Genomic DNA, 23,586 nt, shown 5'->3' on the forward strand with positions numbered 1-23,586 from the left:
TCGCCCGTTAAAGTAATGTCTTCAAAAGCAATCGTTGGTGCGATTTCTGAGAATGTTAACTCCCCACCTTTTCAAAGTTACACTTGCTGCTGTCGAACCGTCACGCACCTCATCTGCTGATACAGTTGCTACGCTTACTCCGATTGTTCCGACGGTTAAACCAATGGCCATTAATTGTGCTAATTTCATATTATATTCCTTCTCTCTGATTATATTTTTTACTACAATAGGCTCCTAAAATGACTATTCCCCAACCGATAATACTGAATATTCCGTTATTATCACCTGTCTGTGGCAATCGAACATACTCAATACTAATATTTTCGGTGTATTCCTTCTGCGTATGATTGTCGACATAATAACTAATATTACCTATGCTATCCTGTTTATTTACCTGTTTTTCAATCACTAGCGGTGGTGTTAATACGGCACCTGTTTCATCTGTCAGATGTTGATCAAATACGCTTACTGACACTTTTGTTTCAGCCTCATCAAAAACCATTGCCTTCACACCACCAACACTAGCACTAGCACCCATACTACAAAGAACAAGAAGCAAAACGACAACTGTTTTTTTCATCATTTATTCCTCCCCTAATATGAGCGACCACTCAAGTGTGGAATGATATGTTTTATCCGCTTTTAAATTATTATGAGCAGGTAGTTGTAATAAGACACCTTGCTCAGCTCCCCAACTTATTGAGGTGTTATCCGGTTGATTCTCTATTTTATCTTGACTATATATTGTGATATTTTCCGTTAAATAGCTCCTGTTGTTCTGATAATCGACAAATGTCATATATTGATCCAACTCTTGCTCACCTGATACTTTCAAATTGATGTGCCAATTTGTTTTCAAACTGTCCATTCGTGTATCATCTACTTCTAACTGCCAATCATCAATTGCGCGTTCGACAGTTGTTTCACTAGGATTGAACGTATAGTCTTTAAAATTCATCGTCGTCGGTACCTTCATTGAAATATCACCGTCGTCGACTTCAATCGTAATTGGCTGATCGTAACGAATTACATTATTTTCTCCTAGTTGCTCTTCAACTAACACTTTACCTGCTTGCAAGCCTGTTTCAGCTGTATTCGGATAAGAACTAAACCCTTTCAGCGATACATTGCCCGGTAATTTCCCATGATAAAACGCATGGATCATAGCATCTAACTCACTCAATGATGTTAATCGTGAAACAGGAACTGTTTTAACTTCTAAATGCGCTGCTGCAACCGTTGAGAATTTTTTATTTTGATACAGATAATAGATTGCTTGTTCATGAATTCGATTGTTATCGATGAAGGCTATTTTTTTACCATCATTATAGGTTTCTAACAAATTAGTGTTTTCAGCCATGCCATCCGTTGCTACTTTAATAACACTTCCCTCCGGCAATTCCTTACCGATTGGCAACGATTTAAAGGAGTCAATCGCATCCGTCGCTTTTAATTGTGCTTCTTCACTTGGTGTGCTCTCATTTAAAATCGGATTATCTAACTCTGGTTTATAAACCGCTATCGAGATATTATTGCCTACTACTTTTGTCACATTACGATCATCAATATCGACTAAATCAAGTTTTCCATCGTTAACCGTCACTCCACCAATAATTTGATTATCGGTATTGGTTAATTGGATGGCTGTTCCCATTTTAACTGTGACTGGGACAGTCAGCTCTAAGTCACTATGATACTTCTCACTAAAAATCCGAATCGCAACTTCACTTGTTCCAACTGCATTGGCCGAAAAAGTTGAAACTAATTCAACCTCATAATCCGTGCTATCAATCGCATCGCCACTTAAGGTTGTCACGTCTTTGACCCATTGTTTGAGGACTACTTTAGGAATGTCTTGTCCGAGCACGAGTGTTTGAGCAACCGGTTGTGCGACTAACGTCTCAAACACCTCAAATGGGACGGTTACAATCGTTTGTTGTCCGTATTCATCTGTTAATTGAATGGTAGCCTCAGCTGGCCCTAAGACGCTTGTATCTGGTTGTGTTAAAAATGTCGCGGTGACTTTCCCTGCACTTGTTTTAACGTTATAGTAATCACTCACCTCTAACGAAACTGTGCTACCGTATGCCAGTCGTGTTGTTTCTTCTTTTGGTGTCACGACAAGTTCCGGAGCTGGCTCGGCAAAATTGAGATTCACCGGACCAATACCCCTTCCACTTCGGACTTCTTCTTCATCTTCAATTTGTGTCCAACCTAACAAAGCCATTTTACGATACGTTCGTAACGAATGTTGTACTGAGTACATGAAATTAAGTGTCGTGTTAGTCGGTGCATTTTTTAACTTAGTGAACGTTAGTTTTCCATTTTGGCTACCGTTGTCTTTATACGTCACTCGAACTGTGTCGTCATTTGTAAGATAAATATCGGTGATTCCAACCATACCAGAGAAACGTATATTCGCATTATTTGGTAAATAATAAAAGTCTGGAATTAATTTAACGTTCGGAACTACAATTTCAAGTGTGCTGCCTTTTAAATAACCTAATTTTTTTGGATTCTCACTAATCGCTGCTCTGACAGCTCTTTGAAGCGCCTCTCTATTTGCATCGGCTAATTCACGCGCCTCAAGATAATAAGAATAGTTACCTCGTAAAGTCGGCCCACTGTTACTCGCCATTTTTTCGCTTTGTGTCACAAGCGGTTTATCTATCACCGCTTCACTACCTGTTAGACTCGAATTATTTATTTTGGTTTCGTTCGAATCAACTTCACTATTCTCTGCCTGTATACTATTATTTTCACCATTATCTGATGGTAATGTCGTTTGTGCTTCCACTGGTGATACCATCACTACTAAGCTCGCACACATGATTAACTGTAATAGTCCGGATCGCTTCATCTTACTCCACCTCATTTCGCTGTTTGTTTTTTTTCAATAAAATAATAATGATCATTAAAATTAAGACTGCAATAATGCCCAACAAGATATACATTTTCAGTGAATTCGTGTTTTTTTTCTTTTTCATCGACAGATGTCGCATTAAGGGTATCTGCTTCCTCTTTATCAATCGTTAATGCCTCTGTCCATGTTTTCTCAAAACCATCCGCGATTACTTTCAGGGTCACCTGATAGGTTCCTACTTCAAATGGTTTATCAAGTGCCCATTGTAAGTCTGCCGTTGATTTCGGAGCGAATTTCAGGTTGTTTTTCTTATTTTCGTAATAGGTCGTATCTGTCTTGTCTTTTTGCACTTGCAATGACATTTCTATATTGCGTAAAATCGCGCCTTTTGGATTTTCTAACACAGTTACCAATCGATTGCGTAAACCTGTTTGGCTAATCGTGACTTTTTTCAAATTCAATTTGGCCTGTTGTTGATCCGTTTTCGTTTGTAGCTTGATGGGGATAATGTAGCTGTACTTATTTTGAATATTACTTTCTGATTTAGCGGCACTCACTTGTTCAATCTTAATGCCACCTAACATTAACCCATCAATACCAGACATTGGAATCTTCACTTCAACATTGAGTGTTTTTTCTGACTGAGCAGCAATGCTCCCTGCCTCATCTGCTGTCGCTATATTAGTAAATGTATCTTTTTGTTTCTTTTGTTCGACCTTATTTTTGTAATCAATGATTCCATTACTATTCGTTACCCCTGCAACAACAACACTGTTTAGTTGCATTGCCTTTTTACTCTTGTTTTTTTAAAATCACCTGTATTATTTGAGTACTACCTGGCTTGACTAATAGGTCAAATTGATCGGTTATATTTTTTTGTTGATTTTCTGGCAAGACTGGTGTTACTGTATACATAGGGCCTTTATTGTCCGAGGCATAAACATTTCCCCCTCCGATAAACATGCTTATAAATACAATAGCTACTAAAAAATTTTTCATCTTATCCTCCCTAACCTTATCCTTATAAAAGAGCAGTGATTTATGAAATTCCAAATTTCTCAGCTGTTTATACTAATCTTTTTTCTAAAAAACATCACTTTTGCTCTCTATCTAAATATAACTTTACATTATCCTGTAATGACACGATAGCCCATTATCTGTAAAAAAATTAACACGAATTGCAACAGCCGAACTGGGGTATAGTATTAGGAGTATTGAAAGGAGTCATATCATGCATAAAATTCTCGATAAGCAAGAAGGCTATAGTTTACAATGTTTACGTTATTTTGCCCGTAATAAACGTTCCACTTCGATTGACCTGCAGAAAATGTCTGAGGCACTGGATTGGAACCGACGTGCTTTAGCTAAAAATTTGGATTGTCTCCAAGACGATATCCAAAAGAATGATTGGGGAACTCATTTGAATTTCACTTATAATACCTCAAGCATTACATTAGAAATATCCCCCCTTTTTTCAATTGACTTTTTTGCAACGCATTATATTGAAACTAATATTCAATTCCAATTTTGTCATGCCATTTTTAATGATGAATTCGTTAGCTTTCAAGATTTCACTGATAATAATTTCATTACAAAAGCAACAATGTATCGTAAATTAAATCGTTTGAAAGAGTTACTTGAAGCCTTTGAAGTTTCACTCGACTTAACTAAACACGAGCGATTAATTGGTGAAGAACATCAAATTCGTTATTTTTTTTACTGTTTATTCACCGATGCTTACCACTTTTTAACAGACTTCGCTCATAACGTTGACTCCAATTTATTGGATGATTTATTAGCAAACATACATGCCCATACACCTTTGATGCCTTATTCAAGTTTATTAAAGCTACGAACCTTTTTAGCCATTACCATCTCTCGTATTAAACAAGGATTCATTTTAGATCATTCATCACCGTTACCTGATATTTCGACTGTTATCTTAACCAAGACAGATGTTGAGGCTTGGGTAGCTAACACTTTTTCAACAGTGCTCGGCTTAACTGATGAGCAAGTGGCAGCTGAAGTTAATGGCATGCATTTTATGATTTCAACACTCAATGTGTATCCGCTCGCTTACTTTGAAAACATTAATTTCACACCGTTTAATGCGGCTTCACTTTTCAAAGTTGAAGCTGAACAGTTTATTAATTGCTATTGTGACTACTTTAATAAATCATTAACAGCAACGGAATATGCCCACTTACAAGTTAATTTAATCGCGATTAACGCGCATATCAAGCATGTTAAAGGCTCAGAACATAATTCACGCATGCAACTCAACTTAAAAACAGTAATGGAACGTCATCCACTTACGTTTGAGACTTGTGCTTCTTTTTTCACTTATTTAGAAGAACAAACCCATATTGTACTCAACAATGCAAGTAAGGTTCAATATTTCTTACTACTTCGTGATGCTATCCGCTTCATGCATAAACCTTTACGTGTCTGTCTTTTATCAAAAATAACAGACTCTCAACATGTTTTTTTAAAAACTATCTTACAACAATCAACACAAATACCGTTACAATTCATTCCATATCCTGATGAAACTGTTGATTTGTATATTTCAGACTTTCAAGTGCAACATCTTGAAGAACGCTACCCCAACGCACTGTTTTATTTCTGGTCTTCAATGCCAGAAGAACAGGAATGGGTCTATATCTTAGATATCTTACATAAAACCTATCATGAAAAAGGAGTCGCTACCCTTATTACGACACAAAAAAAAAGGTTAGAGGACTATGTCCTCTAACCTTTTTCATTTAGTCTTCGTTACTGTTTGTCGGTACATCTGATAATGACCAAATCAATGATGAACTGTATTGATCTTGTGTTTTAATTGCTTTGCCTGGAACTGCTAAGGTTACCGCAGAGTTCCGCATCACATCAAACTCTGTTGGAAGCGTTGCTTCTGCTGTTTCAGTCGCCTCAGTTCCTGGTTTCCAATCTTTTCCAGCCATGACTGTTGGTTTTTCGCCAACTGATGAGCCGAATTTAGCTAACCATACACCCGAACCTTCTTGAGCTTGTGCTGAGAAAACAACTGCAGGCGTGCCTGGTGTTAATACAATTGCACTCGGAACATTTGATGGCGCAGTCACAGTTGATCCGGCCACTGTACTAACCGTACTCGAACCTAAGGTGATTACTGCACCTTCCAAAACCTTATTTGCAGTCGATGTTAATTGGCGTTCCTGTGTCACTTGCAATGTCCAACCTGCTTCAGTTCCACGATTATCGGTTACTTGCACGTAGTTGGGACGATACTCAGTTCCTGAAGTCAATTCAATTTCTTGGGCATAGGCTGAATAGATCTCATCCTTGGTGGTGATTTTACTTGTTCCGAATTGTAAACTAGAAGCAAAGTCAATGCTGAGTGGTCCAGCTGTTCCTTCGCCTGGTCCCTCTGGATTGGTTGGGTCAATCGGTACAATCGGATTGGTTGGATCAGGATTTTCTGGATCGACCGGTAAAGTGGGGTCTGTACTTGTAATAAAGTTGACGACCGCGTTTGAGTTGTAACTTCCACCCTCAGCAGCATGCGTTGTTGTTACACCTGTCACGGTAGCTGGTACGAGTAATGCTGCGATTGCGAGTGTTTTTCCAAATGTCATTTTCATTTTTAAAATCTCCCTTTTTAGTTGAATTTATTAAGCTGGTGTATCTTTTAATACCCATTCAATGGTTCCTTGATAACTACCGGCTATACCTACGCCAGCTTTCACATTCAAGTAAAATCCTTCACCATTGTCTGACCAATGACTTGACAACTGATTTTCATCGGTTGTGTTTGTTTCACTATAAAGCGGACTAAACGTATCAGTTATGACCGTCTCATTACCTGTCTTTGGTTTGAATGATAATGCATTTATTAATTCAGAAGCATTGGCGGTCAGTTGTTGACTCATCCGTGCATCTAATGTCCATTGACTACGAACCACACGTGTATCAGTTACAATTAAATCACCTGTTTTAGATACTAGACCATAACTTTTATCAATCGGTTTAATCGCTAGATTAGAGCCGAATGATAAACTTTCGGGAACAGCTGCTAAGCTTAATACTCCCGTATAAGCTTCAACAACGTAGCTCACACTTGCTTCCTCACTTTGAACATCATTTGGACTTAGGTAAGTCGCAACTGTGTTAAATGAGTTTTTGACGTTTGTTTCTGCTAAATCTAATTGAATTTTGGCTTCAAATGTCACAGTAGCTGTTTCACCACCTGCTAAACTACCTGCGTTAACACTTAATCTGTTATCTGCCGATAAGCTCGAAGCCGGTAAAACGGTTTCTTCACCTGTTGCATCAGTCAATTTGAGTGTCGCTGGATCAACACGTAATCCTTGCGGAATAGCGTTATTAATGGTTGTATCAGTTACGGTTCCTCGATTGGCTGTATTCGTTGTGTTCAAATGGTATTTAACAGTATCACCGACATTAAATTTCCCTGAATTGTCGGTTAGGTTCTCAACGGTTTGGGTGTTTTTGATAATTGGTTGGGCTGCAACTTGTACGAGTGTATTCGCTGTTTTTTTCAAACTTTCATCACCATCTGCTACCATTGCCTGATTCAGTACCCCTTTGCCGACAGTCTCTTTTGTGACAACTACATCAATAGTAATGACACTTTCTTGATTGACCGCAATTTTTGGAATTGTTAAAGAGACATTGTTAGATATGACATTCAATGTTTGTTCTACACCATCTAAGGTTACTTGAGTGACTGTTAACTCACTCGGAACGATATCATCGACTACGGCTTGAAGCCATTCCAAACTCCCGACATTTCCGACTGTTAACGTATACCTTAACTGATCTCCCACAATGGCTAACGTTGGATCCATTGGTGTTGACTCAACCGGTGGTGCTTTTGTCGTTAAATTGGTCACCGTTTGAGTGAGAGTTGATAATGGAAAGACGTTTAACGTCGTAACCTTCGTTGCTGCTTGAAAAATCGCATCATGCACGGCTGTTTCAGCCACTGGATTTTCATTTCCCACCGTATCTTTCAAAAATATTTGAACGACACCGTCTGCTGGGAATTTAAGCCCCTTAGGCAGACTCAATTTCCACTTGCCATCAGATGCGACTGTCGCACTTGCATCAACGGTTTCACCGTTAATGGTAATTCGTATCGTTGCACCTGCTTCTGCCTCACTCCCACTGATTGAACGATCAACCACTTTGATTGGTTGATCAATTTTGGCCGGTGGCGGTGGAGTAATATCACTAATCGTGGTGCTAGCTGATTCACCAGTATACGGACCACGTGTTGCTACTCCAGAGATTGTTGTCCCTGCTTTATAAAAGCTATCTACTGTATAGCGAGCATAGCCATCTTTATCTGTTATACCTGTGTATGTTTGACCCGCTTCATCGATAAAAGTCACACTGGCTTGTCCCTCAGACGCATACACAGGAATATAGGTCACTTTACCCTCAGCTGTCGGACCATCATTATTTGGTACCTCACCAATTTTCACGCGTGCCGTGATTGTTTTATCAGCATCGGTATTCACTCGTTGGTCAGCAATCTTTTCAGGCCATTCAACCGTTGGGATTTGGTTCATTCCGGCGATTCGACGATAATCTGGTAATTTCACACCAACTAAACTAGCCTCTGATGAGGTCGCAGCTCCATTTGTGCTATAAACCTTGAAATTCGCTACTTTAGCACTCGTTAAATCAGAGGGACCTAATGGATCACTGGTTGTTTTCCATAAATCAATATCTGTATTGGTGAGATTGAATGTCCCTGTTGTGGACAATTCAATCGCACGAGAATTGGCCCCTTTATCATAATTACGAATATCGTATCCAGCTGGATTATCAATAGTCATCGTTGTCGTACTATACATTTTCACTAACGGTTGGCCGGGGCGAACCCCAATAATATATAAGTACGAGCCCGCTTCTGCTGTAAATGTTGGACCACTTACAGTTGCATAAACTGACTCAGCATTCGCTCGACTCGTCAGATTGACAATTGCTCCCTTTTTAGCAGTAAAGGACGAATTTGTATTTTGCATCCTAACCGCATTCCCTGGCATGATGACGTTGAAAATGGCGTTTTCACCGATTGTCATTGCTGCGTAATTCATATACACAGCCGGATAGGTCGTACCGTTTTGTGTCTGTCCGATTTGAATAATCGAGTTTTCGCCAACGGTAAACTCCTTGCTTTCACCTGTATTACCTGCAACGGCTGGAAGATTATAGTAAAATACGGAATAGTTATAAACACTAACATTACCCGTATACTGAGTACCTGGTTCAAAAACAGTTGATCCTGTGTAGACGTTTTCAGCACAAGTGCTAATGTCATTAACTCCATACCAGGTCATTTCACCACCGGTTGCTACAACTATTCGTTGAACTTTACTTCCTTCGGTTTTTATATTACCGAGTCTCATTCGCCATTTACCACCATTAGAAACTGCTATACCAGCATCAAGATACCCCATATCGGCTGCAACGGTACAAGATGCTATAAGATCATGCATATGAAAGTCGTAGATGGCTTTAGATTGGACAATATTTAAGGTAGGCGCGTATGCTGTCAGTTCTAATTTATGTCCATTCCCATTTAGTTCTAACGAACGCGCCGTAAAACTAATCGACCCAGTTGCTTTTAAATCATTCATAAGATTGATTTTAGATACTGTTGCATCTTTCCACGCTACTTGAAATTCAGCCCAGGTTGTTACGTTTACTTCAGTGCCTGCTCGTGCCATTCTTTTCATTGCTTTTTCTGAGGTTGTTTCAGTTGTTTTCACGAACTTTCGCTGCCGTTTCTAATTGTTCAGTTGTAATCGTCGTATTTTTTTCAATTGCTTTGTTCGCTTCACTTTGTGCGCTATCTGTTGCGGCAACGTTTGTTGCTGGTGAAGATGCACTTTCTTTCTCTGCTTTTTCACTTGTGTCAAGTATCGACTGTGAATACTCTGGTTGTGTCACTGTTTCAGCAGCCGAAATGCTCGTTTCAAGTGCTGATGGTTGCGACTCTGACACACTAATCGCCAATTCGTTTGAAAGTAAGTCTTGTTGTTCAGTCTTAGTTTTTGCTACTAATTTAACTTGTCCGACTGCTGTTGGTTTGATTGTTACAATTGTTTTTTCATTACGACTATTGAGTGTTAGTTCTCTTTTGTTCTTATCAAACCTGCTGTCTTTAACATCACATTTAACGTAGTCAACACCGACTGGCAACATTATCTTTACTGCTTCTTCACGTTTTGTAGTATCCGTTAAACGGATATCGATTTCTTCGTTCAATGTACCAGTCATTTCATCTACTGCTAGTTCAAGCGTTTGACTATTATCGGCCTGAGCTTTATCAATTACGGTACTAAACGATGAAAAAACCACTATGAAGATGATACTTAAATACGTCATTTTTTTTAACATAAACTGTCTCCTCCATTTGTTTTAACATCATCATTTTGCATAACGTAAGCGATACAAGCTCCTACCAACTAATATAAAACCGCCCAACATCAGAACGAGTGAGTACTGATCGCCTGTCACTGGTAAAATGGTGCTACTTGTTTGTCTGTGTGTTTCTCGTTGTACTTGAGTGTTTACTGGTGTTTCTCCCTCCGAGTCGTTTGAGACTGACTCAGTTTCTGCAGGTTCATTGTCAATAAGTGTATCCTCGTCAACTACATACTCGCCGTAAAAACCAGTGACCACATTTGATTGATAGGCTGCTGCCTGTGCGGTTTGTATAGCGATTATATTTCCACTACAGGTGAGTGCACCAATGATGACAAAAACTAATACGCCTTTTTTCATCAGGTTTCCCTCCTCCAACATCTACCAACAAATGGTAGGACACCACTTACTGGTATATCTGTTACTTATTAATTACTTACAACATCCGAAAGGAGCCATGTCAAAGTTGAACGATATTCAACTGCTGATTTAGGTGTACTACCTGGTACAGCTAGTTGCACAGATGTGTTTTTTTCCACTTCTTTGCTCGTACCATCTGCTTGAACTTCTGTTTTCATTTCATTAGTACCGAAACGATTCAGCCACGTCCCATCTCCTGCTCCTTCAGCTGCAGTCATAACAGTCACCGGTGAGCCTGGTGTTAACTCGATTTCCGCTGCAACAGTAGGAGCTGTAACACCGATTGCGTTTGAAACCGCTTGACTATCATTAATCGTAATTTGTGCCCCTTTTAATTCATTATATTTGGCAGTCGCGTTTGAAAATTGATTGTCTTGTAGCACTTTTAAAGTCCAACCAGTTGAAGACCCACGGTTATCAGTCACTTGAACATAGTTCGGTGTCGTTTTACCCTCTTCTTTGTATGTTTGAGGTGAGGCATAGTAAATTTCATTTTTTGATGATATTTTATTAACACCAAAATCAAGACTTGAGGCAAAATCAATGCTCAATGGCCCTGGTGTTCCTGGGTTGGGTCCATCTGGATTGGTTGGATCAATCGGATCAACCGGATCTGGATTAGTAGGGTCGGTTGGATCGATTGGATTGGTTGGGTCTGTGTTTGGAATAAATTTAACCGCTCCATTTGAAACGTATTTTGCCCCTGTTTCACCTGCTGATACGGTTGTAATTGTTCCTGATGCACCAGCACCGAGTAATGCTGTGATTGCTATGTATTTGCCAAAGTTATTCATTGTCAATTCCCCCTGTGGTTTCTTTTATATTTTTTTTACGTAAAATCAGCCAAATAATAAGCCCTATCAATAATAAGATAATCAGCCCACCGATAATGTAATAAGTTGTATAGCTTTTAACAACCGTGACATCTTTTTCGTTTAAGGCAGTGGCTTCATCATCTGTAATCGTGAAATCTTTGGACCACTTCCACTTATTGTCATAGGATTGAGCGGTCATATTCAACGTGTAATTGCCTGGTTCTAACGTTTTCCCATCGCCTAAAGCGATTGGATATGCAAAATTACTGTTGGGTGCCATTTGCATCATTTCTTTTTTTGATTCGTAAAGTACCTCACTCTTACCTTTTTTAGTGATTTTCGCATCTATTTTCAATTGGTTAACGTAGGTCGGTTCACTATTTTGGATGGTGGCATTAATTACGTTACGGTAGTTTCGTTGTGCAGCCTCGACATCATGTAAATGCAGTTTCGGAGCTACTGCTTTAATGTCTTGACGCATTTGAATACCAACAACATAAGCATAACGATTATCAATGGCCATTCCATTACCTTCAGTTTTTCTAGCTGTTTCATCCACATCTTCTTCAAGTGTGATACCACCAGTTACACTACCTTTAAAGGCCTTCTTTGGTGCCTTTACATCTAATTTCAACGCGTAACTTGAATCTGCTTTAATCGTAATTTTCTTTTCTGTTGTAACTAAATCTTTCATATCGTAAAGTAACGTTTCATCATTTTTTTTTCTTAGAAGGACCATATTCAACAACACCACTTGAACTTGTCGTTGTCGCCGCAATCTTCGGTTGAATGGTGACGGCTTTATTGGTGGCATTTTTCAACATAATGGTAAGTTGTTGTGTTTGACCAGGTGTCACTTTAAGATCAAAGTAACCTTTTTTCTGGTCAATTTGATTGCTTGGTTTTTGTGGTTCCACCGCAAAGTTAAACTCAGATGCCGCAACCGGTTGTAGACCACTGCCTAATACAATTAGTAAACTAATCACCATTCCCATTTGTTTTTTTATGTTCATCAATAAAGCCTCCATTTACAATTTAAGTAGGTTAGTTCCCAGGTACATCTGATAATGACCAGGTAAGGACTGCTTGATAGTTAGCTGCTGATTTTGCAATTGCGCCTGGTACCACTAAGCTGACATTTTTATTTTTATTAATGGTTTCGGTTGTTGTGCCATCATCACTCAAAGCAGCGGTATCATCAAATAAGGTTTGACTTGAACCAAAGCGAGTAACCCAAGTTCCTTCACCTCCATTAACCGGTGCAGTGGTAACTACTTCTGCCGAATTAGGTACGAGTGTCACTGAGTCAGTTACTGTCGGTTTAAGGGTATCGGTTGTCGTTGAGGTAGCGGTCATTCCATCTAACGTAATCGCTGCTCCAGGTAGTGTTTTATTTTTAACATTATCTGTCGTTGTGAGGTCGCCCACTTGCTTAACTGATAAAGTCCATCCAGCAGCAGTCCCACGATTATCGGTAACTTGTACATAGTTAGGTTTATTGCTCGTAACACCTTGTTCATTAGTAACTTGTTGTGAGTAAGCATAATAGGTTTCATTCGTTGATGAAATCTTTTGTGTCCCAAAATTCAAACTTGAAGCGAAATCAATACTCAATGGTCCTGCTGTCCCTGGTTCAATGGGCGCCGTTGGATCGATTGGATCAATCGGTGTTACGCCTCCACCACCTGGTTCTTCGGGATCCACTGGTAAGGTTGGTTCATTATTAGGAATGAAATTAATAACAGCATTAGCATCATAAGAACCTTTAACCTCATCTGCTTTAGCTACTGCTGTTCCTCCAATTGCCGATGTTCCTAATAACGCGATAATCATCGTTGCTTTGCCGTACCTCTTTATTGTTGTCATCTTGTCATTCCCCTTTTCTATTTTGTCCTCTAGCGGATAAACACTTCATCACTAGAGGCAAATAACTATTGTTCCGTTGTTATTCTAGGAAAAGTAGTTTAAACAAACTAACTCTTAACTCACCTTTAATACTAAATCAATCCTATTATAAAGAAAAGTTCATAAAAAGGTGTTATGATTACACATATCGTTCCCCCTCTAATTAACAGTTTTAAAATCCCGTCACTATAGGTCAGGAGACAACTAAAATGCATAAATTACTTGATAAAGAAGAGAGAAACACCTTGACTTGCCTTGAGTATTTTTCAAAAGAACGCACATTAAAAACACATAACATCCAATCGATGATGGATGAACTTCAATGGACACGTCGCAGTCTCGTTAAAAACATTGACTTTCTCCAATCTGAAATAACCGCTCAACAATGGGAAAACTATTTAACCTTGCATTTAACCGCCACAACGATTGAAGTCGAACTTTCACATTTATTTTCAATCGATTTTTTTGCCAATCATTACATCATTCAAAGTGTGCCCTTTCAATTTTGCTTAGAAATCTTCAATGGCGACTTTGAAAGCCTTAAAATGTTTACTGAAAAGAACTTTCTATCGAAACCAACAATGTATCGTAAAATTAATGTTCTCAAAAAAGTGCTCGCCGATTTTGAAATTACAGTTGATTTAGCCGATGAACGCCGTTTCATTGGAGAGGAACATCAAATTCGTTACTTTTTTTACTGTCTTTTTTCAGATGCGTATCCTTACACAACCGTCTTTACACATTCACTCGATATTGAACTTCTTAATCCGCTCATGGAAGAACTCATCGTTTTGCATCCGCGGATGACTTATACCAGTGTCTTAAAAATACGAACATTCATTGCCATCACGTTGACACGCATTCAGCAACAACATATTATCGATGCCGCTTCGTCATTGCCGACAGACTGTGATTCGATTATTTTACCGAAGAAAAACATCACCACATGGTTCAGTCCGAGCTTACAAACGTATCACTTAACGACCGATCAGGTTGATAGTGAACTTAACGGGTTACACTTCATGTTATCGACTTTAAATATTTATCCGATGTCTTATTTTGAAACGGCACATGTGCCATCTTTCCTCTATGATTCTGAATTCACACGCAACGCGGAGACACTGTTGATGCATTACTGTGCATTTTTTAGTTTGGCACTTACAACCAATGAATACTCCTATTTACTATCGAATTTAACGGCCATCAATCGACATATGCTACACGTTAAAGGTTCACAACATAATTCACGTATCCAACTAAATCTAGAAATCATTGGGAAATCTCATCCTTATATTTATCAAGCCTGCCTCGCTTTTTATGACTATTTGGAAAAAAAAATTAACGATTACCCTCAGTGAACCGATTAAGATTCAATACTTCTTGTTATTGCGTGAATCACTGGATCGCTTATATCCACCACTGACTGTGTGTGTGTTGTCGAAAATAACCGATGCTCAACAAGCTTTTCTCAAAAAAAACCATTAAAAAAGTTAAGCAGTGTTAAATTAGTTTTCGCACAGTTCCCCGATGCAAATGTCGACTTATATATTGCTGATTTTAAAATTAAGCAGCTTGAAAAACGTTATCCAGAAGCTGATTTTCATTACTGGTCTTCAATCCCTAGCGAATTCGAATGGAATCTACTCACCGAAACATTAAAAGAGTGCTACCACCAAAAAGCTTTTGTACTTCCCTACAGTCAAAAATAAGTAGCAAAAAAGCAACCCCAAAAAGGGTTGCTTTTTTGCTACTTATTTAATTTGTTTCGTATAAACTGTTTCTTCTCCTGTGCTTGTTGTCACAGTTATATTGATTGTGTCACCTTTAATGTTATAGTTCGCGATTGTCGATTGATGTGCTTCTTGATTGTTGACGACTGACTCACGAATCATCCCTTCGTTATTTCCTAACACAAGTGTTAAAGGTACGTCTTGTCCCTTTCGTGTCATTGTTAAGGTCGTAAAATCGACTGCAATGTCAGCCTGTGTTGCCTCATACTCGAGAAACGTTTTTAAAATTGTTTTAGTATCCTTATCTAGGCTACTAACTGGTTTATGATCAACTGACGATTCAGGTGCACTGACACTCGTCGCTGACTCCGTTACTTCCTTTGAACCTGTCGTTTGTACACTCGCATTTGTATCGGCTTCAACACTGTCCGTCGTTGACGAAACGACTGCGACAGTTGCTTCAGAACTCGCTTGTTGCTCATCACTCGTAATTATTTCTGAGCTGCTCGCTACTTCACTGCTCTCGCTACTCGTAGCTTTATCAGTAGACGATGATGAGACGCTTGTGGCTGACTTGCTCGTTTCGTTTTGACAAGCGCTTAAAGTTGCAATACCACCGATGGCCATGCATAAAACCAACCATTTTTTCATACCAATCACTCCACTCTCTCGTTAAATAATCCCACTAAAAAAACAAGGTTCTTCTATTCTTAGAATAACATATCCATTCATGGTAGCGCTCGTGAAAACCTTTTTGAAAGCTCTTAAGGATAACGTTTGGCTTTCCATTCTGGTGTTATAAAATAAGAATCGATGTGATATTCAGGTGTTTTTGTGGTTGCCGTCTCTAAAAACGGCTTCAATTTCTCATCTAAATCAACCCAACCAAGCCAACCGAGATGAATGGTATCTTGCAAATAACAATCAGTATCACGTTTTTTTGTTAAATCAATTACATCAAAGCCTTGCGATGATAATTGATAATTGATTTTTGTCGAAAAATCATCCAGCATTGCTGTCGATAAACCTGTGTAGGCGGCCCATCGTGCATTAACCGGTGTCACTACAAATTGAACATCGACGTGTCGACGCGCAAGTTCCTGTAACACAAGTTGAAAATCGGCATATTCGGGTGACTCTAAATAATCGTACTTAGCCTGTGAACCAGCTAAGGCCTTTAGTTTTCCCGCAATTCTATGTTTGTAAAATGAATTTTTAATCCCAAATTCATTATTGGATGATTTAAGCGTCGCAATTGTTTCCGCCTTTTCCTTAAGTACGTTAACATCGTAATTAGCAGGTAAGACTTTTTCAAACCGACGAAGTTCATTCCAACTATTCGTTGGCATATGCCCCCCAAAAACAGCTTTATTATTACTAATGATACTCGCTTTCATTGACATATATTTCACTTGAAAAGCTGACAGTTCTTTTTGATTGCTTACATCTGTCAAAATACCTGTCAGAATTGCATCAGTTTGTAATGACCCGAACTGCAAAAGACGATTGGCAACATAACTTTTTTCAGTTGCGTCGATTTGATTATTGTTGATAAAATCAATCGCTTGAACGGTTGAAAAATGTTGGTTAAAAGCACCTTTTGAAACACCTTTTTTAACAAACCATTGCGGGGAGATAAAAAAGACCATCTTTTTACGTTCGAGTGTCTCACCCATTGCTTGAAAGGTCAAATAATGCGACAACGATTGTGTGCCCGCTTGTCCAATTAAAAAAGGGGTGTAATTACGATTGTATTTATCGGCTAAGGCTGCCGGATGAAACGCGTCATAGCGCTGTAATTCTGATGAACCGACAAACGGGATGAATTGTTTATCAGCCATTGCTGCCCGGTAAATATCATCATTACGTTTCACTTTTTTCTGTGAGACAACTGCTGCATCATGCAACACGGTTGGCGTAATCTTTTGTTTGAAAACTGGCAGAGTGTAAACCGCAACTAAGAGGAATAACGCGATTATCACTGGACCTAACGCTATAAACAAGCGTTTTTTCATTGATATTCGGCTACCTTGTTAATGATTAAAGCTGGTGTTGACCATTCCTCACGGTCAAATTCTGATACAGGTACGGTAATATCAAGACGACTTTCAATTTCTAAGATTAATTGCACTGTTCCCATTGAATCAAGTAAACCTTCTTCAAATAAATCGAGTGCTTCATTTGCTCGCACGTCACTACTTCCGGTAATTTCTTCTAAAATATCTAAAATTTCTGCTTTGATTGTCATTATATAATCCCCTTTATCATTTTATTTAAAAAACATTGTATCGAGAATACCTGAAAAAATTAAAAAACTGAAACATACGGTATTAAAGGTAATGAAAATCGCCAGGCCATAGGTGAACCAATTGCTTGGTAATTTTTGATTTTTTTTCTTATAGCGAAGCCACGCATCATTAACAATGATGGCAACGCCATGAAAGACACCGTACGCAATATAGTACCACGTCAGGCCGTGCCAAACACCCATTAATAAAAATAAAGCCATGTAACTAATATTAGAAATCACAATCTTACTTTTAAAAACTTTTTTCTTGATTAACGTGAACACCAACCGCATAAAAACGTAGTCGCGGAACCAAGTCGATAAACTCATATGCCAACGGTTCCAGAACTCTTTTATGTTTGGACTCGCAAACGGTTTATTAAAGTTGATGGGAATTTGATAGCCCATTAAATAACTTGTACCGACTGCAAAGAGACTGTACCCGGCAAAATCGAAGAAAAGATATAAGCTATAACTATACATGTAAGCGACCGTATTCAATGAAAAGAAGCCGTTCAGAATCGCGGTTTTTTGCATGTATTCGACCACATACGTGTTTAAGTAGTATGCGATAATGAACTTATACAAACAGCCCATTACCAACATGAAAATCCCTTTATCGAACATCGTTAAATACTTATCACGGGTTGGAGGCACATACAGTTCTTTTTCAAACCGACGATAGCGGTCGATCGGACCAGATGAAATAGTCGGGAAAAATAACATGAATTCTAAAAAGCTCCGTGAACTGAACTTCTTCATTAAACCATCACGAATATCCATCGCCATTTGCACAGCCTTAAATGTTAAGTATGATATTCCTAAAAAGCCAAGCAATGACGAATGAGCGGTTAACAACGGTAGTGTTTTCGAAAGGAGTAATGGCATTAAGCTCAGGAGGATAACACCGTAAAAGACATAGCTGTTGTTCGCTTTTTGGCGATATGTGAAGTAGCCATAAATCAGCAACCATTGCCAAATAACATAACCGATGATGGCAATCCCTTGATGCCAATTGCTACCACCAAAAATAAAGTACAACATCACTAGTGTCACTATATTTTGATACACTAAATAGCGTTTTTCTCGCAATAAGCCAATCATCAAAGGTATCAAAAGGATAAATAATAAAATCAGATACATCGGTCCATTATAGGGGATACTCATTGATTCACCTCATTCATTAGCGCCTTACGGTCGACTTTGCCATTTAATGATAAAGGCAGTTCCTCGACATAGACCCATCGCGTTGGCACCATGTAATCATTGACCAACAACCCGAGTTCATGTTTTAGCTGTTGTGTAAGCTGTGTCACTTTTTCATACGGATGTGTTTTCACAACTACATAGGCGACTAAACTCTGAACTTTTGTACCATTCAGTTTTGCAACGACACTGGCATGTTCAACTAAGGCAAGTTGTTCGATGTTATGATCGATATCTTCTAGTTCAATACGATAACCTTTATATTTCAACTGAAAGTCGCGTCGGCCCTGATAATAAAACAAGCCTTCTTCGCGACGGCCGAGATCGCCCGTACGATACGTGTGTTGACCCTGATATTTAATAAAAGCCTCCGTCGTTTTCTCGCTGTTGTTTAAATAACCACGTGAAACCGCTGGACCACCAATCAACAATTCGCCGACTTCACCATCAGCCACTTCATTTAACTGCTCATCGACAATCACAATCGGAGTATCGACTTTGGCATAACCAATCGGCAAACGGTTTACTTCGTTGAGCAATGTTGGCGTCACCTCAATTTGCGTCACTGCCACTGTGGCTTCTGTAGGACCATATGTATTGAAAATGCGGGCCGTTGGAAAACGTTCCTGCAATTTCTGTGCTGTCTTAACCGTTAATTCTTCACCACAGAAGAAGAAATGTGTTAACTGAGGGTACTGTTCTTGCACAAACTGAGCATCCATTAAACAAATATCCATGAATGATGGGGTTGATACCCAAACGGAGACTTCAAGCGTTGGCAACGTTTCAAACAACAGTTTGAAGTTAGTCGTTGCTGCTTTTGTTAGCGGCATGAGTTGCCCGCCAGTTAATAAGGCTGGGTATAAATGCATCACTGATAGATCAAATGAGTATGGCGCCTGCGCTAAAAAGCGTTGTTGCTGTGGCAGATCAAATGTCGTTTGCATCCAGTTTGTAAAACTTATTAAATTTGATTCGCTAATTTGAACGCCCTTTGGTGCTCCTGTTGTACCTGATGTGAAAATAACATAGACAATCTCATCACCAGTTACGGCTGTTTCAACCGGTAAGGCCTCAAACCTATTCGTTGTGAAACGCTGTAAGTCGTCACAAGTATACAGTGAGCAATTTCGTGTTATTTCCGTTGGAAACGGTGCGGCTGCAATAATTAAGGCTGGCTGTGCGACTGTGATTATTTGTTGCAGTCGTTCAATTGGCGTTTGACTATCCACTGGAATATACGGATGTCCGGCCTTCATCGCACCGATAAAACTCGCAAGCATGTCAAACGACATGCCACCATAAACTAAAATTGGTGCTTGTCTCGTCAATGTTTCGTGCTGATTTAATTGATAAGCCAACGCATCTGACTGTCTTTGCAAGTCCTCATACGAGTAACCTTTATCAGCAATTTTATACACAGGTGCTAGCGGATTCGCTTGTGTCACTTGAGTTAATTGTTTAATAATATTCATTCATGAACGCGCCGTGCGCTTCCCTCCTAATTTAAAATTCATTATAAATAAAGTTACTACCAACATTGTTATCAATATAGATGTAGCTTAATGTTAAGAAAACCGCGAAATAAAACAATGTTTTGAGACTGATACGCAACCATTTGTGCGGTTTACTGTCAGCTGATACTTTCTTCATTGTTTGTCTCCTCCATCCTTCTACTAGGTAATAAGTAATTATAACAAAAAACTATCAACACACTATTTCATTTTAAGCTTGATGAACGGTTGATTTTGATAACGCTGTTCCCTAAAAAACCTAACAACTTAAGTTGTTAGGTTTCAAATTGTAGACAACGTCAGAAAGACTTCTTTTTCATTTGAAACTAACTCAGAAAACTTTGGCTACGGGATGATTAGACTGAATAAAACGACTGTTATATCCTCTAGTTACATCAACTAACAGCTAGCAACTTTCAGATAAATCGCAGCGACGGGAAATAGTCCCTTTCATTTATCTTCCAAGTTGTTTGCTTCTAAATGGTTGCTTTCACTTTTATTTCGCTAGTTGCACCAGCACAATTCTATCAGCGCGGCGCATCACTCAACGTCCAGCCCAGGATACCCTTATAATCGCCAGGTGCTCCTTTTCCACCTGGAACAACCAGTTTAAAGCCACTTCCGGTTGGCTTCCACCGATCAGATAAGACCGTTTCAACCGCTTGATTACTCTCCGTATAAAGTGGCACATCCACAGTCGTCACACGTATCAACTGACCAGCCTCGTTTTCGAAGTGAATTGTATTCGCTAACTCAGCTTGACCCACATGCAGTTGTTGCTTCATTTTAACCGATAGCACCCACTTTGTTTGTTTAATCCGAGTGTCTGTCACAATCAGATCATCTTGATAGCTTTGCATTGAGTATGTTTGATTATGAGCCTTGCTTGTTAAGCCACTCCCAAAATCAAACGATTGTGGTACTGACGTTAAAGCTAGTTTCCCCACGTATTTATTTTCTACATAAGCGAACAGTGGATCGAGGGATTGACCTACAGCATTATCTCCCGTGGCCCGTGCCTTGTTAGTAATCATTTCAGTTGGTGGAATCTGCGAAACACGTACGCTTAATTTGAGTTGTTTTTGTTCGCCAGCTTTTAATTGACCCACCGACCAACGAATCGTCTGTCCTTCGACAGTCGTTGGTTCATCACTCTTAACAAAGGTTAAGAACGACGGCAAATCATCCTCAACCATCACATCTTCCCAACGACCGCTGTCCTTTGGTAAGCTCGCCGTTAGCGTGTACTCGATGACATCTTGATAGCCTACCTGTAGACGATTAGTCGTTTTCGTTAATTGTGGCCGTGGTGCGCGATAATTGAGGAGATTCACCACAGTTGGCCCCTCGGATTGGTCATCTTTAATCGTAAATTGATGGGTTGTTCCATCTATCAGATAGCCAGGAGCTGCCTTTGTTTCTGTCAGTGAATATTCACCAGGCAGAAGGTTTTCCAGCCTAATATTTCCTTGTTTATCGGTCAATAACTCTTTTTCTAATACAGTTCCCGCAGCATTGTTCATGCGATAAGTAACACCCGCGATTCCCTGTTTAGAATCGCCATCTTTTTTGTGCACCTGTAATTGTCCCGTACGAATAAAGGTCGAATTCGTATCGTGCGGCATTTCATATTCAGCCTGATAACGTGCTTTATTGATGATTTCACCAGTTGTTTTCACTGTCGCATCAAATTGAATATCAAACGTTTCACCAGGTTGTACCGTCCCTAAAGAAATTTGTCCGTTATTCCATTGAGCATCACTCATTGCTTTACCGTTAATCGTTAAGCTTCCTCCGTTATATTGCAAGCGCTCGTCCAGTTCATCGCTCACAAGCGCATTTAAAGATTCAAATCGATTCGTAATACTGTTCGATACTTGCACACGGTAACGGACCTTATCTCCCACTGAGACAGCCTCTGCTTCAGCAAACAAACCTCCTGTCGTCAAATTTTTCACGGACTTATTAAGTGCTACCTTATTTTGATCGGGTAGTTGGATAATCGAGGCCGAGTGAAAGTTAGTGTATGAGCCAGTTGACCCTGTAAAGCCCCAATACGCCATCGTTCCTCCGAACGTTTTCTCCACATCATCTACCTTATAATGAATTGGTGTGTAATTATCAAAATAATAGCTAATCATCTGTGTCGTTGCATTCCATTCAACCTGTAAGGTCCGCCACGTATCATTTGCTAATATTTGTTCGTTTGCTGTCGCAATTTGCAAGCCCATGTGGTCCGCTTCAGTACTGCCATTTTTATTGCCAGGTATTTGCACAGCAATATGCCCGCGATTCTCGGCTTTTTTATTAACAAAGCGATCGGAACCGGCCGAACTGCTTGAATTATAAAACGTATCGAACTCTAAAGCGACGGCATTTTTAATATAATTTCCCTTTTTAGTATTGTAGGCACCAAGACCTGCTCCTGGTTCACCAATGGCTTCTAAACCACGCGAGTCATTTTGAATCACAAAGGTCATACCATCGGCACCTTTAGGATTATCACCTAAATAAACAGACATTTTCAAATCAAAGTCTTTCGTCATATCCACCTGTTTTTTATACCACATCCCACCTGATTGGCTTTTTTTATTCTCGGTAATGATTGCCTGTGATTTGTTCGTTGGATGAATTGAACTATTTTTGCCCGTCACAATATGAAATGAACGTGCAACATCCAATTCCGAAAACGGTGGATTGTTCTCATTATTAAATAAGGCAGGTGGCATCACTCGCGATTGCTTTTCTTCAAACTTAACTTTCGACGCTGTCTTTGATTCACTTGCTTGCGATGAGGAAGTTGTCACTTCGCTTTCTTTTGGCAAGGAAACCGGTACCTCACTTGCATGAGGTAGAGCGCTTGTTGTGGTGCTTGCAATAGTAGACGTTAATGCACCCTCAGCGACTGTCACCTTATCACTCACTTTTTTTTCAGCAATATTAACCATCACTTGATTCGATGTCTTATTTCCAGTTGCATGCGATACAGTCGCCTGTATCGGATAATCGCCCGCTTGTATCGCGATGAGCGAGATGCTATTGTCTGATTCTAATTCTTTCAACGTAACGACATTCGTCGTTTCATCAACCGTCAACTTATCGATTTGAGACTCTTTTTCAACGACCTGTAGGCCTTCTGGCAACCTAAATTGAAGTTCCTTAATCGCTGGATTTGTCACTTTAATTTGCAATTGTACTGGTTCATCGATAAGAATCTTTTGTTTCGTTAACTGCAGCATCACTTCTGTTGTCATATCGGCTTCTGTTCGGTCACTACGAATTAAAAAAGTCGTGACACTTAACATAAGTACGAGTATTATTACGAGGACTTTTTTCACAATTATCGCGTGCTCCTTCCGGGTTCATTTAGAAAAAGAGCCACAGAATTGACTTTCCATGACTCTCA

The 23,586-nt window shown here is 39.4% G+C and carries 22 protein-coding genes; 2 read left to right on the forward strand and 20 right to left on the reverse strand.

The genetic code is table 11. From position 1 onward, the window contains the following. Positions 1-21: 21 nt before the first annotated feature. Genes BCAMP_RS13505 through BCAMP_RS06405 form a run of 5 tightly spaced genes read right to left on the reverse strand, consistent with a single transcriptional unit; the run spans position 22 to position 3,862 of the window. Positions 22-189 (reverse strand): hypothetical protein, encoded by a 168-nt coding sequence (locus BCAMP_RS13505; RefSeq protein WP_156921168.1) that lies wholly within the window; start codon positions 187-189, stop codon positions 22-24. Between the two features lies 1 nt (position 190). Further along, positions 191-583, reverse strand: coding sequence for an LPXTG cell wall anchor domain-containing protein (locus BCAMP_RS06390; RefSeq protein WP_035314553.1), 393 nt, complete (start codon positions 581-583; stop codon positions 191-193). Next, complete coding sequence (locus BCAMP_RS06395; protein ID WP_035314554.1) at positions 584-2,860, reverse strand: hypothetical protein; 2,277 nt, start codon at positions 2,858-2,860, stop codon at positions 584-586. Between the two features lie 11 nt (positions 2,861-2,871). Continuing rightward, positions 2,872-3,648 (reverse strand): DUF3324 domain-containing protein, encoded by a 777-nt coding sequence (locus BCAMP_RS06400; protein WP_035314556.1) that lies wholly within the window; start codon positions 3,646-3,648, stop codon positions 2,872-2,874. A 7-nt stretch (positions 3,649-3,655) separates the two neighbouring features. Then, entirely contained in the window at positions 3,656-3,862 is a 207-nt protein-coding gene (locus tag BCAMP_RS06405; protein ID WP_035314557.1) for a DUF916 domain-containing protein, read from the reverse strand. A 232-nt stretch (positions 3,863-4,094) separates the two neighbouring features. Here BCAMP_RS06405 and BCAMP_RS06410 point away from each other — a divergent pair, with 232 nt between their 5' ends. Further along, positions 4,095-5,618 (forward strand): helix-turn-helix domain-containing protein, encoded by a 1,524-nt coding sequence (locus BCAMP_RS06410; protein ID WP_035314559.1) that lies wholly within the window; start codon positions 4,095-4,097, stop codon positions 5,616-5,618. Between the two features lie 10 nt (positions 5,619-5,628). Here BCAMP_RS06410 and BCAMP_RS06415 read toward each other — a convergent pair whose 3' ends face one another. The 8 genes from BCAMP_RS06415 to BCAMP_RS06445 form a co-directional block, all read right to left on the reverse strand. Beyond that, positions 5,629-6,486 carry a WxL domain-containing protein gene (locus tag BCAMP_RS06415; protein WP_035314560.1) on the reverse strand — a complete coding sequence of 286 codons (858 nt, stop codon included), beginning with the start codon at positions 6,484-6,486 and terminating at the stop codon, positions 5,629-5,631. 30 nt (positions 6,487-6,516) lie between these two features. After that, the gene (locus BCAMP_RS12590) at positions 6,517-9,645 is read right to left on the reverse strand and encodes a pectate lyase-like adhesive domain-containing protein (protein WP_051456927.1); all 3,129 of its coding nucleotides are present in this window, start codon (positions 9,643-9,645) and stop codon (positions 6,517-6,519) included. Next, positions 9,632-10,276 carry a hypothetical protein gene (locus BCAMP_RS06425; protein ID WP_035314562.1) on the reverse strand — a complete coding sequence of 215 codons (645 nt, stop codon included), beginning with the start codon at positions 10,274-10,276 and terminating at the stop codon, positions 9,632-9,634. The genes BCAMP_RS12590 and BCAMP_RS06425 overlap by 14 nt, the downstream gene beginning before the upstream one ends. Before the next feature lie 30 nt (positions 10,277-10,306). Next, on the reverse strand, positions 10,307-10,663 hold the full coding sequence (locus tag BCAMP_RS06430; protein WP_035314564.1) for a hypothetical protein: 357 nt from the start codon (positions 10,661-10,663) through the stop codon (positions 10,307-10,309). Positions 10,664-10,731: 68 nt separating this feature from the next. Continuing rightward, positions 10,732-11,517, reverse strand: a complete 786-nt coding sequence (locus BCAMP_RS06435; protein WP_035314566.1) for a WxL domain-containing protein — start codon at positions 11,515-11,517, stop codon at positions 10,732-10,734. Continuing rightward, positions 11,510-12,277, reverse strand: coding sequence for a DUF3324 domain-containing protein (locus BCAMP_RS06440; protein WP_198015727.1), 768 nt, complete (start codon positions 12,275-12,277; stop codon positions 11,510-11,512). Before BCAMP_RS06440 ends, BCAMP_RS06435 begins: the two co-directional genes overlap by 8 nt. Further along, a complete protein-coding gene (locus BCAMP_RS13080) occupies positions 12,252-12,551 on the reverse strand; it encodes a WxL protein peptidoglycan domain-containing protein (RefSeq protein WP_198015728.1) in 300 nt (99 codons plus the stop codon). The genes BCAMP_RS06440 and BCAMP_RS13080 overlap by 26 nt, the downstream gene beginning before the upstream one ends. Before the next feature lie 31 nt (positions 12,552-12,582). Continuing rightward, positions 12,583-13,404, reverse strand: a complete 822-nt coding sequence (locus tag BCAMP_RS06445) for a WxL domain-containing protein (protein WP_035314567.1) — start codon at positions 13,402-13,404, stop codon at positions 12,583-12,585. 248 nt (positions 13,405-13,652) lie between these two features. Here BCAMP_RS06445 and BCAMP_RS06450 point away from each other — a divergent pair, with 248 nt between their 5' ends. Beyond that, positions 13,653-14,801 (forward strand): helix-turn-helix domain-containing protein, encoded by a 1,149-nt coding sequence (locus tag BCAMP_RS06450; protein ID WP_035314569.1) that lies wholly within the window; start codon positions 13,653-13,655, stop codon positions 14,799-14,801. A 393-nt stretch (positions 14,802-15,194) separates the two neighbouring features. Here the strand turns inward: BCAMP_RS06450 and BCAMP_RS06460 are convergent, their stop codons facing one another. The 7 genes from BCAMP_RS06460 to BCAMP_RS06485 all read right to left on the reverse strand — a co-directional run bounded on the left by BCAMP_RS06460 (position 15,195) and on the right by BCAMP_RS06485 (position 23,518). Continuing rightward, positions 15,195-15,824: a hypothetical protein gene (locus BCAMP_RS06460; RefSeq protein WP_035314572.1), complete on the reverse strand. Its 630-nt coding sequence runs from the start codon at positions 15,822-15,824 to the stop codon at positions 15,195-15,197. A 113-nt stretch (positions 15,825-15,937) separates the two neighbouring features. Next, positions 15,938-17,188: a D-alanyl-lipoteichoic acid biosynthesis protein DltD gene (gene dltD / locus BCAMP_RS06465; RefSeq protein WP_035314574.1), complete on the reverse strand. Its 1,251-nt coding sequence runs from the start codon at positions 17,186-17,188 to the stop codon at positions 15,938-15,940. Continuing rightward, positions 17,185-17,421 carry a D-alanine--poly(phosphoribitol) ligase subunit DltC gene (gene dltC / locus BCAMP_RS06470; protein ID WP_035314577.1) on the reverse strand — a complete coding sequence of 79 codons (237 nt, stop codon included), beginning with the start codon at positions 17,419-17,421 and terminating at the stop codon, positions 17,185-17,187. The genes dltD and dltC overlap by 4 nt, the downstream gene beginning before the upstream one ends. A 21-nt stretch (positions 17,422-17,442) precedes the next feature. After that, the gene (gene dltB / locus BCAMP_RS06475; protein WP_035314578.1) at positions 17,443-18,627 is read right to left on the reverse strand and encodes a D-alanyl-lipoteichoic acid biosynthesis protein DltB; all 1,185 of its coding nucleotides are present in this window, start codon (positions 18,625-18,627) and stop codon (positions 17,443-17,445) included. Then, a complete protein-coding gene (dltA, locus tag BCAMP_RS06480) occupies positions 18,624-20,141 on the reverse strand; it encodes a D-alanine--poly(phosphoribitol) ligase subunit DltA (protein WP_035314580.1) in 1,518 nt (505 codons plus the stop codon). Before dltA ends, dltB begins: the two co-directional genes overlap by 4 nt. Positions 20,142-20,172: 31 nt before the next feature. Further along, positions 20,173-20,319, reverse strand: coding sequence for a teichoic acid D-Ala incorporation-associated protein DltX (locus BCAMP_RS13085; protein ID WP_084038628.1), 147 nt, complete (start codon positions 20,317-20,319; stop codon positions 20,173-20,175). A 388-nt stretch (positions 20,320-20,707) separates the two neighbouring features. Further along, positions 20,708-23,518 carry a lectin-like domain-containing protein gene (locus BCAMP_RS06485; protein WP_035314581.1) on the reverse strand — a complete coding sequence of 937 codons (2,811 nt, stop codon included), beginning with the start codon at positions 23,516-23,518 and terminating at the stop codon, positions 20,708-20,710. Between the last annotated feature and the right edge of the window lie 68 nt (positions 23,519-23,586).

This window comes from Brochothrix campestris FSL F6-1037 (assembly GCF_000525915.1).
GTDB lineage: Bacteria > Bacillota > Bacilli > Lactobacillales > Listeriaceae > Brochothrix > Brochothrix campestris.

What these genes read in the sequence shown, in the direction of transcription:
- BCAMP_RS06425 (WP_035314562.1), bottom strand. Translation starts at nt 10,276, where the DNA reads ATGTTAAAAAAAATGACGTATTTAAGTATCATCTTCATAGTGGTTTTT.
- BCAMP_RS06400 (WP_035314556.1), bottom strand. Translation starts at nt 3,648, where the DNA reads ATGCAACTAAACAGTGTTGTTGTTGCAGGGGTAACGAATAGTAATGGA.
- BCAMP_RS06395 (WP_035314554.1), bottom strand. Translation starts at nt 2,860, where the DNA reads ATGAAGCGATCCGGACTATTACAGTTAATCATGTGTGCGAGCTTAGTA.
- BCAMP_RS06440 (WP_198015727.1), bottom strand. Translation starts at nt 12,277, where the DNA reads ATGGTCCTTCTAAGAAAAAAAAATGATGAAACGTTACTTTACGATATG.
- BCAMP_RS06450 (WP_035314569.1), top strand. Translation starts at nt 13,653, where the DNA reads ATGCATAAATTACTTGATAAAGAAGAGAGAAACACCTTGACTTGCCTT.
- BCAMP_RS06390 (WP_035314553.1), bottom strand. Translation starts at nt 583, where the DNA reads ATGATGAAAAAAACAGTTGTCGTTTTGCTTCTTGTTCTTTGTAGTATG.
- dltD (WP_035314574.1), bottom strand. Translation starts at nt 17,188, where the DNA reads ATGAAAAAACGCTTGTTTATAGCGTTAGGTCCAGTGATAATCGCGTTA.
- dltA (WP_035314580.1), bottom strand. Translation starts at nt 20,141, where the DNA reads ATGAATATTATTAAACAATTAACTCAAGTGACACAAGCGAATCCGCTA.
- BCAMP_RS06460 (WP_035314572.1), bottom strand. Translation starts at nt 15,824, where the DNA reads ATGAAAAAATGGTTGGTTTTATGCATGGCCATCGGTGGTATTGCAACT.
- dltB (WP_035314578.1), bottom strand. Translation starts at nt 18,627, where the DNA reads ATGAGTATCCCCTATAATGGACCGATGTATCTGATTTTATTATTTATC.
- BCAMP_RS13080 (WP_198015728.1), bottom strand. Translation starts at nt 12,551, where the DNA reads ATGAACATAAAAAAACAAATGGGAATGGTGATTAGTTTACTAATTGTA.
- BCAMP_RS06445 (WP_035314567.1), bottom strand. Translation starts at nt 13,404, where the DNA reads ATGACAACAATAAAGAGGTACGGCAAAGCAACGATGATTATCGCGTTA.
- dltC (WP_035314577.1), bottom strand. Translation starts at nt 17,421, where the DNA reads ATGACAATCAAAGCAGAAATTTTAGATATTTTAGAAGAAATTACCGGA.
- BCAMP_RS06430 (WP_035314564.1), bottom strand. Translation starts at nt 10,663, where the DNA reads ATGAAAAAAGGCGTATTAGTTTTTGTCATCATTGGTGCACTCACCTGT.
- BCAMP_RS06435 (WP_035314566.1), bottom strand. Translation starts at nt 11,517, where the DNA reads ATGAATAACTTTGGCAAATACATAGCAATCACAGCATTACTCGGTGCT.
- BCAMP_RS06415 (WP_035314560.1), bottom strand. Translation starts at nt 6,486, where the DNA reads ATGAAAATGACATTTGGAAAAACACTCGCAATCGCAGCATTACTCGTA.
- BCAMP_RS13505 (WP_156921168.1), bottom strand. Translation starts at nt 189, where the DNA reads ATGAAATTAGCACAATTAATGGCCATTGGTTTAACCGTCGGAACAATC.
- BCAMP_RS06405 (WP_035314557.1), bottom strand. Translation starts at nt 3,862, where the DNA reads ATGAAAAATTTTTTAGTAGCTATTGTATTTATAAGCATGTTTATCGGA.
- BCAMP_RS06410 (WP_035314559.1), top strand. Translation starts at nt 4,095, where the DNA reads ATGCATAAAATTCTCGATAAGCAAGAAGGCTATAGTTTACAATGTTTA.
- BCAMP_RS13085 (WP_084038628.1), bottom strand. Translation starts at nt 20,319, where the DNA reads ATGAAGAAAGTATCAGCTGACAGTAAACCGCACAAATGGTTGCGTATC.